The organism is Vibrio sp. YMD68 (assembly GCF_029958905.1).
Lineage (GTDB): Bacteria > Pseudomonadota > Gammaproteobacteria > Enterobacterales > Vibrionaceae > Vibrio.
The window spans coordinates 172603-185645 of the sequence record NZ_CP124613.1 but is presented as its reverse complement, the minus strand read 5'-3'; the positions used below and the strand labels follow the sequence as shown (position 1 = coordinate 185645).

The window sequence follows — 13043 nt, the reverse complement described above, 5'->3', positions numbered from 1 at the left end:
GCTTACGAGGCCGTTTTTGAGTGCTTCACAAACAAAAGTGACAATTCTCTTCATCGAGCCCAAATACGCCTTGTAAGCTGGCAAGGTGCTGCTTCCCTGCTGTTACGCCCATTTCGTAACCTGCCTTTAATGTCTTCTGATTCATGGTCAGTCGTCTTACTGCAAAATCCTCTGGCGGTGCTATTACTCGAATTTGTGCGTCACTGGGTGGGTTGCGGATAAATTCCAATGAACGATTGTAGTTATCGGCACGCTTGAGCATTGCACGGGCGATATTGGGGTACTTCGCCAGTAATCTTTTTATCATCCACGGATGTTTCACTGGGCTCATCTGATAGCTCAGTGGGTGAGACAAAATCACGGTGATTTCTGTTGCTCCTCGTCGATAAGCTTCTTGAACCGGAATCGAGTCTGAGACTCCTCCATCCGTGTAGCAGCGGCCAGAGAAACAAGGCGTCTCTTTATAAGCAACGGGCAGTGCGGTGGTAGCTTCAATGACTTGGCCGAGATTGCTGGGCTGAACGTGGTAATAATCAGCATCGCCGGTTTCGATATTGGTGACCGCAGCGTACATGGGAATAGAATGAAATAATCGGTCCCAATCCAAAGGAAACGCTTTATTTGATTGCTCCCAAAGCCAGCGAACATCGACCAAATTGCCCCCTTTTGCAAAACGCAGCGGGCTATAGAAATGTTTGTCGGTAGCAAGCTGAGTAATCACCTTGGCGCTGCGTTTAGGAGAATGTCCGAGATAACCGATTAAATTGGTTGCCCCTGCCGACACACCGATAGCAAAATCGTAAGGAAGAAATTGGTTGTCCATGAAGGAATCAAGCACGCCACTGGCAAAAATGCCACGCATTGCTCCGCCTTCAACGATAAGGGCTTTTTGGGGTGGGGTAGAAGTGGTCATCGGGGCTTCTCTATTCATCAATCTTGAGGCTAGAGTAGCGTTAGCGAATCACTTTGGATAATGGGTTCTATGTATTGATTTGATAGGTGAAAGCGATTTGATTTTGCAGAAACAAAAAAGCCATACCGCTTGGCTATAACGAGCATGTTTATTAACAAGCATGCTTATAACTAGCGTGTGGTATGGCGTTTTTAGCTCAACAATGGTATTCGGTTAAGAATATTTATGAGCCATAATGCATCCATAAGCGGTCATGAACGGTGCTTCTTGGTACTGTTTTAAGCCTGTTTCGCTGAATTTAACCGGCATAGGATTGCGCTTCAGTTTCTCTTTAATGTCGTTGGGTGCAACCACTTCGACATCGAGATCGCTGATCAGTTGGATAGCCGCTTCTAGTTTGAAGCCATAACCACCACCCGCGAACTTACCCTTGGTTTGACGTTGACGAATCACCACTTTGTCGACTTGGTAGTCTTCCATCAATTTAGCGAAAGAAAACTGAAAATCTCTCATTTGTTGAGTATCGTTGCCGTTCGCAATAGACACTTTAGAAACACGACAATCAGGAATATTAAAGACACCGTCAGACAGTGAAAGTAGGCAAATCACCGCGTCATTACCTTTGATCTCAACACCACAAATTTTCATTTTATTACCTTTTTACTTTAGACATCGACATTATAGAGGCTATTCCCCTCTCTAGACCAGCATAACTGTTGGGGTTTCTTGTTTCGTTTTGCTTCATTCCTCAATATTGTTTGATCCGCTTGAGCTTTAGGGCAATACAATCTGTTAATCTATCGAGTCGGCTAGATCAATATCAGAGGTGTGTGAATGCGACGGGCAAGAACAAGAGACACGTGGATAGTTTGGCTGGATGGCAGAAAAAAGAGCAATAAGAAAGAGACGGATTTCGGGAGCCACTTAAATAATGAGTAAACCGTTTGAGTTTAAAACCATCTTACTCGCTTGCTTAGTGATCAGTGTCGGGCAGTTGAGTATGGGGCTGGTTTTCCCCTCATTGCCGTGGATAGCGAAAGATTTTGATATCTCTTTGGAGCATGCCCAACTTCTGGTCAGTGTGTACTTACTCGGCTTTGGCCCTTCTCAATTTCTGTATGGGCCGATCTCGGACGCGCTGGGGCGTAAAAAGGTATTGCTAACCGGGCTGTTCATTGCCACGTTGGGGCTCGTGATGATCATCTATTTTAGTGATTCATTTACAGGCATGGTGGCGGGACGTTTTCTTCAAGGGTTAGGCACAGGATGCTGCGCCGTGCTCGCGAGAGCGTCAACCCGAGATCGTTTTAGTGGTGCTGATTTGCCTATCGCCATGTCGTACATTGCCATGGTCGCTTCGATTACCCCTTTGTTTGCGCCTGTCCTTGGTGGGTTTATTAACTTCCACTTCGGTTGGAGTATGGTGTTCACATCATTGCTGGGGTATGTCTTTTTTACGTGGATTATTTTTGCCTTAAGATTTAAGGAAACCATTGCAGAGCGCAGCCCAATGCCATCGCCTAAAAAGGTATTACTGCAATATCGTGAGCTATTCACCTCTCGCTACTTTATGAGCTTTGCCAGTATTAGTTGGCTGAACTTTAGCCTGATGATCACGACGGTGTCTGTGATGCCGTTTATCATGCAAAACCAAATTGGTATGACATCGGATCAATACGCGTTATGGGCGTTGATCCCTGCGCTTGGCATGCTTGTCGGCACCAGTCTTTGTAATCGAGTTCGCCCCATCATTGGCAGTAAAAAGATGCTACTTTGTACGCCCGTCTTGCACCTTTGTGCGGCGATATGGCTGTTCTTTTGCCCTGTTGAACCGTTATATTTGATGCTTGGTCAGCTATTGATGATTCTGGGCAATGGTATAGCTTTACCTTGTTCGCAAGCGTTGGTTATGCAACCTTATAAAAAGAATGCAGGGGCGGCGGCCGCGATGTCTGGCGGTGGGCAAATGGTGATTTCTTCCATTGTGAGCATGGGGCTGGTTTTACTGGGGCTAGACCAAGCGTGGCATCTGTCGCTGGTGATTGTGGTGTTTGCTGCGATGACGTTGAGTAATATTCTGCGAGGGTTTCGCTGTTTGGACGCGCAAAATTCTGAGGCACGATAGTGACTCACCACTATTTTATGTTACGGCTGTGCATGGCAGAAATACCATCGCTCACCCAATGAAGCAGCTGTTTGGTTGCCTTAGATAAAATCTGATTTTGCCGAACAATGTAACCAAGATCTGTGGTGGGGAAATCTGGCAAAGGTGTCACTTGAGAAGTGATATTCTTGTGGGAAGATATCGCAAACTCCGGAACGATCGCGACGCCAAATCCGGCTTCTGCCCAATCAATTTGTGCATCTACGCTGCCCACTTCCATGACTCGGTAATCGGATAGATTCAGCTTAGGCAAGGCGTTGTCAATCAACTCTCGTGTACGCGTATCGTGACCGAGCAAGATTAAGGTTAACTCTTTGTCTTGCTGACTCACCGCCTTACTGTTTGTCTGGTCATCTTTCTGATTATTTACTGCTATGTTTTGCTCAAATCCTTGACCTAACGCTACCCATTTTACTTGTTGGAGCTCAACGAAATGCAGCGGCTGTGTCTGTTTTTGGGAGATGACAAACCCAAGGTCAGCTTCGGCATTTTTAACTCGCTCAGAGGCTTGGGATGAAGTGGTGTTTAACAGCGCAATATCGATGCCTGGATACTGTTCTTTAAACAGTTTAAATGCCTCAATGAGCAACATGCGAGAAATAATATCGCTGGCTGCGATGGTGATGGTGCCTTTATCTAAGTCATTTAAAGCGTTCAGATCCGCTTGGCAAACCTGTAACTCTTGAAGTGTCCGTTGGCTACTTTCTAATAAGCGTTCTCCCGCTTGAGTCAGGTGAAAGGGGCTTCGCTCAATGAGTTTTACCCCTGTGGCTTGCTCCAGTTGTTTTAGGTGTAAGCTCACATTCGGTTGTGTCATATGTAACGCAATCGCCGCTTTACCAAAATGTTTGTAATCCGCCAGCGTGACGAACGTTTTAAGCCAATGGATGTCGAGCATTCTTGCACCTTCCAGTGAGTTAACCTAACCGATGCGTGGCTAAGTTATATGACTATCTTATCAAGTTAATCATTATAATTAATTTCTCTTATTTATTCGACAGAACTAAGATGATTTCTTAATCAATTCGGAGAAAGTTTATGTCGTCTATTGTTGTTGTGGGTGCCAATTGGGGTGATGAGGGGAAAGGTCGTATTGTTGATTTTTTAGCCTCCGACGCCTCTGCCAGTGTGCGTTTTCAAGGTGGTAACAATGCAGGCCACACCGTTGTTAATGATTTTGGCACGTTTAAACTTCACCAGTTACCTAGCGGTATCTTTAATCCGAATTGTATCGCCGTTCTTGGCCCCGGCATGGTGATTAGCCCTGCTGCACTGAGTGAAGAAATCGCTGAAGTTGAGGCTGCGGGGGTGAATGTCAATTTACGTATCTCTGACCGTGCGACCTTGTGTCTTCCTCTTCATGCACTGGAAGATACGCTAGAAGAGCAAAGACTTGGCGATGCTGCCTATGGGTCTACTCGCCAGGGTATTGCTCCTGCTTACGGCGACCGTGTGATGAAAAAAGGCATTCTCGTAGGATGGTTGAACCAACCTGAGGTATTAGAGCAGCGTATTCAATTCATGCTCGACTGGAAAATGCCACAGCTCAAAGCGCTTTATCCTGAGTGTGATTACACAGAAAGCGCCGCCGAACTCACTGCATGGTTACTGGAAGTCACGAAAGCGTGGCGTCCGTTTATCTGTAACGTCACCGAACCCCTGAAAGCGCTGCAAGCGAATAATGAAAACTTACTGTTTGAAGCGCAACTGGGCGCGGGGCGTGACTTGGTTTATGGCGAATATCCTTGGACAACCTCATCGAATGTGACCGCCGCATACGCCGGTATTGGCAGTGGCCTACCGGCACTCAGACCTGAGCGCGTTATTGCTGTTGCAAAATCGTTTAGCTCATCAGTAGGGACAGGCACGCTGGTGACTGCGATGGAAGAGCAAGACAACTTTCGTGAAAGCTCGAATGAGTATGGAGCCACGACAGGTCGCCCACGAGATATGGGGTACTTTGATGCGGTAGCGACACGTAATGGTGTAGAGCTGCAAGCGGCAACCGAGATAGCCCTAACAAAAATTGACTGCTTAACCGGTATGAAGGATCTCAGAATTTGTGTTGCTTACGATGGCGAACACAGTGAGAACCCAATCTGGCCTCAAACCGCCGATCTTCAACCTATCTATGAAAAGATGCAAGGTTGGGATGAGGATATAACCAGTTGTCGTACCTTCGAAAGCTTGCCTCAAGGCGCCAAGGAATACATAGAGCGTATTGAAGCGTTAATGGGTGTCCCTATTAAAATGGTGTCTGTGGGCCCAGAACGTGAGCAGATGATCATTCGCGATTAATATCTTATCCCTTTGATGTAAAAACCAACCCAGTATTCGCGCTGGGTTGGTTTTACCTATTTACCCGTTTTTCTCTGCGACAAGATCGGTAATTCCCGTCACGACCCCCACACTGGCTTCTTCGGCGTTAGAGATTTTCTCGATCAATGCATTAAATATATGATCATCGTCCATCCAATTGGCTTTAGAAAGTTCTATCGCTTTATGGACGTTACTGTGAACATCACGATGGCAAGATTCCATCCTAGAATAAGCATTGTAGTTTCTAAATGACTCATATCCTTGCCCTTCGTAGTACCACTTGCCTAAGCGGCAATTAAAGTGGTCAACCATGACCGCATCGGCTTCAGGGCCTTCGCCACTTTTCTCTAGCGCAATGTATCCATTTTGCATGTATACAATGTGGTCAATGGTAATCAGTGAAGCAAACGACATGTCTTTCGCTTCTGTTGCAATATTAATGGTTGACTGAGAAGTCTCGGCGACGTTTTCAAACTCCTGGCTGAACTTCCTGACTTCTTGGGAGACGACCTGCGTTTGCTCTGATACTTGTGATGTTTGATCGACGACATCGTCAATACGTTTAGTCAGGGTTCCTATGGTTTCGCTTATGGTAAACGTAGACTCACGTGTGCGATCGGCCAATAGACGAACTTCATCAGCCACCACAGCAAAGCCACGTCCAACCTCACCGGCACGCGCCGCCTCGATTGCGGCATTAAGTGCCAGTAAATTTGTCTGCTCTGCAATGGTTGTGATGACATCTATGGTTTCAGAAATGCGGCTACTTTCTTTCCCTAACGCGTTGGCCGTTTCTTCCATACTGGACATACAGTCGGACATACTACTAAGTGCATCGCGCAGCTTATCGATAAGATGGCTGCTCTCTACCGCGCTATCCCGGTTTTCTGTGGCTAATGAGAGTACGTCATCCATCTTAGTTGCGAGATTGCCAAGGTTAGTTTGGTTATTTTTTAAGTTCCCAAGCAGTTTACTGGTGTTAATTTTATGAAGTTCACTTTTTAATTTATTATCCCTCGAATAGAGATGCACTTTATGAATTGAGTCAATGGCTTCGTTAATTTCGTCCATTTGGTGTTTAAAGCTGGCAGGCATACCGTTTGTCATTAACTTCCGGTAGTATTTGCCTTCTCCTGTCGCGGCGAAACTGTTTGATAGTTCTCTCGAATACACTTCGATAATATCTAAAAAATCGTTAAGCGCCCAAGCCACATACCCCACTTCCCCAAGGCCTTTCGTATTGGTGATTCTTATATGCGTATTACCGTTTTTTGCCTCAACTAAAACATCATTAATTTTGTGTATGGCTCTAAGCATTTTTAAATGGTCAAAATAAAAATAAACAGCAATCGCTAAAGAAAACAAAGGGACAAGAGCATTAAACAGCGTCAATTCATATTGATGCCAGAGATGAAACAAATAGTCATAAAAAATGTACAAGAAGCGATGAGTGTTTTTTGCTTCAGTAATGGTATTCCTTGGCTTACATGAGGTTTTTTCATTACTGAACTCCTAGCGGCTTTTATTGTATAAACTGATCACATACTCGCTATATGTCATGTTTGTTTCTGACAATATATCGTCAACCATCGTCTTCCATGAGAGCGCAGGACCATTTTTTTTATCTTCGGTTTGTTCAATCCCTTTCATCTTGGTGTAAATGGATTGGATTAACTCAATGGCTTCATTCGGTGCTTTTCTTCTCACTGAATAATACCCAGCGAGTTCACCGCTGTTATAGTCGGGTGTTATGTTGGCAAACACCCAGTAGTAGTTTCCGTCTGAAGTGCTATTTTTGACAAAGCCGAAGAATTCATTGCCTGCTTTTAAGGTATGCCAAAGACCATGAAATACCCCTCTAGGCATATCGGAATGACGAATAATATTGTGGTGTTGGCCTAATAGCTTTTCTTCGGTGTAATTTGATATCTGCATAAACACACGATTTGCATAAACAATTCTGCCTTGTGTATCTGTTTTCGACACAATAACTTCATCATTAGACACAAAAATTTCATTATTCATATTTAAATCACAGCATATAAACCCATAATAAATAAGGTTAGTCGCAGGCTTTATGAAATTCAAACTATGAAGCTTGATCGTTCTCAAACTAATATTGATTTGTCAAAATGGGGCAGAACGCAGATTCTTACTTAAGCTGTTTTCCAACACATCGAGTATTTTTTGCCTTAGCCACAGCATGGCTCGATCCCGCTCGTGTCTAACATGCCAAGACATGGATATAGGCCCTGGATCCATATGGAATGGTGTTTTTTTTATCGTAAGCTGGCCGTCATTCACACTGTGAATAATGACGGGTAAGGGGATAGTGGTGATCATGTCGGTATCGATAAGCAGTTTGGGAATGTTGTAGCAGTGGTTGACCGTCATTGCGATTCGGCGAGACATTCCTCTTTTTCGTAATTGGATGTCGGCTCCACCCGATGCCTCCCCAGATAACGACAACAATAGATGCTCGGCGCGAGCAAAATCATCGATAGTTAATTCTCTATTCACCAGTGGATGGCCAGGACGCATCGCACAAACAAAGTGATTATCAAACAGGTGCTGAGTGTGGATTTGTGAAGAATTCCCCTCAAAGTAGTCCAAGACCATATCCACATCTGCATTGAGTAATAGGTTTTCCCCATTCACCGTGTAAGGGACTGCGTGGATGTTGACCAGCGGCGCTTCAGCTTGAATCAGTTCTTTTAATGGAAGCCAGAATAAGTCAGCCATCCAGTCTGTTGTAGCGATTCGAAAGGTACGCTGTAACGTTAATGGGCTAAATTCAGATTGCGCAGTGGCAAGCCTTATGGACTCAAGGGGGGCACCTATTTCTTCCCATAACGTAATAGCATAGGGCGTGGGGCGGATACCTCTACCGTGTTTCACAAATAGGGGGTCTTTCCATACATGGCGCATACGGGATACCGCATTAGACACTGAGGGCTGAGTCATTGCCAATCGCTCTGCAGCAATGGTGATAGATTGTTCCTGCATGATGGCATCAAAAATGACCATCAAATTCAAATCGAGATTCGCCATAGTTCTTGTTGTGTGGATTGAGGATGAATCAGTATCACTAAGCTCATCATTTTAATCAATGTATATCATATCAATCATCAATTGGACGATATTAATACGATTGGGCAAAGTAGTCACAGAAGGCTGAAAGCCAAAGACAAATCCAGTGACTCACAGAAGGAATTACCCATGAAAGCTGTTTACATTGAACAATACGGAAATGCACAAACTCTAAAGTTTGGAGACCTTACTAAACCAACTATTAACGCCAATCAGGTATTGATAAAAGTACAGGGGGCAGGTGTTAACCCTGTCGATTGGATGGTTCGAGAAGGCTTTTTAAAAGAGAGTGGTGAGCATCAATTACCTCTTATTCTGGGGTGGGATGCTGCGGGCGAAGTGGTTGAGCGAGGCGATAATGTCACGAATGTCGTTCTAGGTGAAGGTGTTTATGTTTATGCGCCGATAGCTGGTCAAGGAACTTATGCTGAGTATGTGGCTGTTGATAGCAACCTGGTTGCTGCGATACCTAAAACTCTCGATATGGTGACATCTGCGGCTGTCCCTTTGGCGGCAACAACAGCATGGCAGTCTTTAATTGAGGGCTGTCAGATTAAAGCGGGGGACAAGGTACTTATTCACAATGCATCGGGGGGCGTTGGTAGCTTTGCTGTTCAAATAGCGAAGGCGAAGGGCGCCTATGTGATAGGTACAGCGTCAGCGGCCAAGAAATCGTATATCAAAGGGTTAGGCGCTGATGAGTTTATTGATTACCGGTCGCAACGTTTTGAAGAAGTGGTGAGTGAATTAGATGCGGTGCTCGTTGCCGTTGGTGGTGGTGATATAGCGAAACGTTCGTTAGATGTTGTACGTAAGGGCGGTCGTGTTATTTCATTGTTGGATGAGGTAGACACTGATATTGCCCAAAGTCTCGGTGTTCACTTTCAACGTTGGTGGACGATGCCTAGTGCAGCCGACTTAACGTGTATCGCTGAACTGATCGATAAGGGGGACATTCAAGTTAAGATAGACAAGGTATTTCCTTTGTCGCAGGTACAGCAAGCGCATGAACTCAGTGAATCTCAACGAGCCCAAGGAAAAATCGTGTTGAACGTTTCAGTGTAAATTCACGTATTCCCAGGGGATAGAGTATAGCGACCAAACAAGCTTGTCATAACAAAGACTCACCAGATAGGCGTAACACGTTTAGCTGGTGACTCAAGCTGAGTGATTTTAATGAGGGGTTCCATCTCTTTCCCTACGGTTCGTTTTGATGAAGAACGAATGGAATATTATGTTGGCCAAAGATCGGCGCTCATAGGCGTCGAATAACTGAGGATTCGATCATTCAAAAACGATTAATACTTAAACAATAACAGGACTACTATAGCGGCAACTTAAACAAGTTTAGCGTTTACTCAATAGGTGAAGTGGGCGCAGCACTATAGGAATCAACACCATGACTACAAACACCGCCCCTCAGATACCAGAATTTGAAATTAAAGATTATTCCAACATTCCACAACGTAGAGAGTTTTATCCTGCGTCAGAGAAAGCCGTCAAGATTGTCCGTGATTCGATGACCATTGATACCCTATTTTCAGCGCTCTATCCAAGCCAGTGGTCTTCACCTGAAGCACCAGAATTTCACGACGAAATGGATCGTTGTAAAGCGGCGGGCTTTAAAGTCCTTGCTGCATGCCCATCAGCAGACTCCTTGGATGCTTCTGTAGATGGGATCATGAAAGGCACGGACTTCTACCTTAATAAAATGAGAGAACGCCCAGATAGCTATAAAATTATCCGCACGACAAAAGACATTGACGATGCGGTCAAAGAGGACAAGTTAGGTCTATTTTTTACTCACCAAGGAACTCAAATCTTTGGTGGTGACGTTGACCGTGTCGCCTTGTGGCGTGAATTAGGCTATGGCTACTGTCTTCTTGCTTACAACAATCGCAATGAAGTTGGTGATGGTTGTTTTGAACCTGAAAATCGTGGTTTGACCGACTTTGGTAAAAGATTGGTTGATAGCTATAACCGTTACGGCATGGTCGTAGATGTGAGCCACACAGGAGAACGAACTTCTCTTGATGCTATTGAGCGTAGCAGCCAACCTGTGATTTCTTCACATTCTGGAGCAAAAGCGATGGCCAATTATCAACGTAGCTTGAGCGATGAAGTCATTAAAGCTATCGCAGAGAGTGGCGGTGTATGCTCAATCAACATGGTTGGTGCTTTTATGGATACCTCTAACCCAGACATTGTCACGACAGAAGCGTTGTTTCGTCATGTCGATTATATGGTCAACCTAGTTGGTATTGACCACGTGGGTTTTGGGTCAGACTATATTCCAAATATCAACTTTACAGCTTCAATTATGCAGACCCCAATGGGTGCCGCTGTTTTTCCTGATGGCGGCTATAGCGCAGCCGCTGGTGCAAAAGGCTTCCCTACTCCAGCTCCGTACCAAATCGTCGCAGCTCTTGTCGACAAAATGTTAGAGAACGGATACTCACAAGAAGATTGTGGGAAATTCTTGGGTGGCAATATGTACCGAGTTTTTGATCAGGTTTGGCGTTAGTCTACGGATTTAATGGCGTAGATATCCAGTCATAAAGTGCACCGTCGGCCAGTTAATGAGCGTCGGTGCCAATGCGTATAATTTCCATCACACCGGTTATTTGGACAATCAGTACGTTAAAAATAGAATTGGCTTCATTAACGTAAATTGAACTAGCTGAAACCGTAGCCGCTTATGATAAAAAGTAGAGGTCTGCTTATCGGTATTTATTGAGAATCTTTTGGTGCAATGTGACCCCTTGGGCATCTTTCTGGGATTTGATTATGTCGAGCCCTTTTTGCAATTCTGCAAGAATGTCTTGCTCAATACGTTTGTTAAACGCGTAATACAATTGCCCTTCTTCTAGGACATATATCGATTCAAACCTGTCGGAATCTATTCCAGCTTGGCTTGCCCACCAGTAGGCTGCTTTTTCATCGTACGCAAGTAAATCAATGCGACCTTTCATCAACTGCTCTGCAAGTACTGTGACGGTCGTTGCTTCCTGCATGGAATCTCTCGGGATCCCAAGTGACAATAAAGACTGTTCACCAATGTCGTCGCGGATCACTCCAATTCTGTATTTACTCATCTCTATTGGGGCGTTAATGGAGATGTTGTCCTGCTTTCTCGCCAGTACGACGACCTTTATATCGGTGATAGGCCCTACCCAATGGAACAGTTTTTCTCTGTGTTCGGTGCGAGTGGTAGAAAACAGCCCAGCATCATCAAGGTTGAGTGCATTTCGGTACGAGCGTGGCCAAGGTAACACAGAGATCTGAGACGTATTAATGTCCTTTCCAACGGCTTGTCCTGCGGCAATCAAGATATCAACGGCGTAACCTGAGATATTGCCCTTTTCTTCAAAATTAGCGGGTGGATAATCCTCAGTATAAAAAGACAGGTTTTCTAACTCTGTAGATTGTACCGGTAATGGAGCCAGTAAATGCAGTACGAGTATGAAGAAAAAGGGACGGGAAAGAACATGAAAACGAGGCATACCAACCACCATTTTTTCTTAAGCTTACTTTTAAAACTAGTCGAGTAATGATGGAGTGTCTAACTTGTTCGGAGCCCCAATGACAAGGGCTTCTATGTTTCGAATAACCTACTGATAATAAGAGCTGTACTGGTTCCAGGCAAAAAGCAAGACTTGCTGCCGTGCTTATTTGCGTCTTCAGTCAAGGCTATAAGCCATACTTTTCTTTTAACCTTTGGTAGGGCTTGGTAAGTTTAAACGCTTGCATCGCATGGGTAAACTCTTCGACCAGTGCTTGATCAGTGCTGTGTTTGGAAAAACCAATGTAGACGATACTTGAATACAATGCGGGCTTTAGAAGCTCGATATTCTGCATTAGTTTAAGATCGACCGCGCCTTCCAAATCAACAGGGCTGACAATACCCAAGTCATAGCGTTTTTTGGATACCAACTCAATCACATCACTCGCTGATGCCACGCCTGTTTTATCCAAGTCATCGGCGCCATCAAATGCTTGCCCAAAAGTGTAACCCGCGATATGAACCATAGAATATGGTTTTAAGGTCGTTAAGTTTCCATCAAACTTAATGTCGTGCCTCTGTTTAAGTTTGACCAACAAATGATCAGTGCCTGATAAAATATTGTGTTCAGAAAAGTAGATGCTTTCTTCACGTTTCTTGCTTTTGGTAATATAGGTGACCGCGTCGGCTCTACCAGATGTAACCATCCGCACAGCGCGGCGCCATGGGTAGGGCTTGAACATCACAATGACGCCAATGTTATTGGCAACCGATTGGATCAGTTCGATATGAAACCCTGTTAGTTGACCATCTTGCATCATTTCATAAGGCGGCCAATTCCCATCTCCCCTCGCTATTATTAACTCTCTTTGTGCGTGTACTGTTGAGGGCAGTAACATCAGACACAGTGGCAACAACATAGCGGTCAAAAAATGAAGGAAGTAAGCGGAATAAAAAGGCACTTGCTGATCTCTATTGGTTGCAGTTTGCACTTAAGGTGTTGGTGACCTTGTCGAAAGTTGTGCCTCAAACATAACAAACTATTAATACAATAT

Annotated in this window: 11 protein-coding genes and 1 pseudogene; 4 read left to right on the top strand and 8 right to left on the bottom strand. The window is 44.6% G+C overall.

The genetic code is table 11. The features are described 5' to 3' along the window. Positions 1-25: 25 nt before the first annotated feature. Both QF117_RS00810 and QF117_RS00805 read right to left on the bottom strand, forming a co-directional pair. Positions 26-913, bottom strand: coding sequence for a patatin family protein (locus tag QF117_RS00810; RefSeq protein ID WP_282385558.1), 888 nt, complete (start codon positions 911-913; stop codon positions 26-28). A 213-nt stretch (positions 914-1126) separates the two neighbouring features. Further along, complete coding sequence (locus QF117_RS00805; RefSeq protein ID WP_017036412.1) at positions 1127-1561, bottom strand: DUF3010 family protein; 435 nt, start codon at positions 1559-1561, stop codon at positions 1127-1129. A gap of 283 nt (positions 1562-1844) precedes the next feature. Between QF117_RS00805 and QF117_RS00800 the strand changes: the two genes are divergently transcribed. Beyond that, positions 1845-3038, top strand: coding sequence for a multidrug effflux MFS transporter (locus QF117_RS00800; protein WP_282385557.1), 1194 nt, complete (start codon positions 1845-1847; stop codon positions 3036-3038). 10 nt (positions 3039-3048) lie between these two features. Here the strand turns inward: QF117_RS00800 and QF117_RS00795 are convergent, their stop codons facing one another. Beyond that, the gene (locus QF117_RS00795; RefSeq protein WP_282385556.1) at positions 3049-3975 is read right to left on the bottom strand and encodes a LysR family transcriptional regulator; all 927 of its coding nucleotides are present in this window, start codon (positions 3973-3975) and stop codon (positions 3049-3051) included. A 140-nt stretch (positions 3976-4115) separates the two neighbouring features. Between QF117_RS00795 and QF117_RS00790 the strand changes: the two genes are divergently transcribed. Further along, positions 4116-5375: an adenylosuccinate synthase gene (locus QF117_RS00790; protein ID WP_282385555.1), complete on the top strand. Its 1260-nt coding sequence runs from the start codon at positions 4116-4118 to the stop codon at positions 5373-5375. Positions 5376-5435: 60 nt separating this feature from the next. On the opposite strand, the pseudogene QF117_RS00785 reads toward QF117_RS00790, so the two are convergent. The 3 genes and pseudogenes from QF117_RS00785 to QF117_RS00775 all read right to left on the bottom strand — a co-directional run. Further along, a pseudogene (locus QF117_RS00785) lies at positions 5436-6167 on the bottom strand (methyl-accepting chemotaxis protein); the annotation flags it as partial. Between the two features lie 741 nt (positions 6168-6908). Next, positions 6909-7421 (bottom strand): PAS domain-containing protein, encoded by a 513-nt coding sequence (locus tag QF117_RS00780; RefSeq protein WP_282385554.1) that lies wholly within the window; start codon positions 7419-7421, stop codon positions 6909-6911. Between the two features lie 102 nt (positions 7422-7523). Further along, the gene (locus QF117_RS00775; RefSeq protein WP_282385553.1) at positions 7524-8447 is read right to left on the bottom strand and encodes a LysR family transcriptional regulator; all 924 of its coding nucleotides are present in this window, start codon (positions 8445-8447) and stop codon (positions 7524-7526) included. Positions 8448-8615: 168 nt separating this feature from the next. Between QF117_RS00775 and QF117_RS00770 the strand changes: the two genes are divergently transcribed. Then, positions 8616-9551, top strand: a complete 936-nt coding sequence (locus QF117_RS00770) for an NADP-dependent oxidoreductase (RefSeq protein ID WP_282385552.1) — start codon at positions 8616-8618, stop codon at positions 9549-9551. A 334-nt stretch (positions 9552-9885) separates the two neighbouring features. After that, on the top strand, positions 9886-11010 hold the full coding sequence (locus tag QF117_RS00765; protein ID WP_282385551.1) for a membrane dipeptidase: 1125 nt from the start codon (positions 9886-9888) through the stop codon (positions 11008-11010). A 196-nt stretch (positions 11011-11206) separates the two neighbouring features. On the opposite strand, the gene QF117_RS00760 is transcribed toward QF117_RS00765, so the two are convergent. Then, positions 11207-12001: a transporter substrate-binding domain-containing protein gene (locus QF117_RS00760; protein ID WP_282385550.1), complete on the bottom strand. Its 795-nt coding sequence runs from the start codon at positions 11999-12001 to the stop codon at positions 11207-11209. A gap of 175 nt (positions 12002-12176) precedes the next feature. Beyond that, entirely contained in the window at positions 12177-12950 is a 774-nt protein-coding gene (locus QF117_RS00755; RefSeq protein ID WP_282385549.1) for a transporter substrate-binding domain-containing protein, read from the bottom strand. Positions 12951-13043 lie beyond the last annotated feature (93 nt).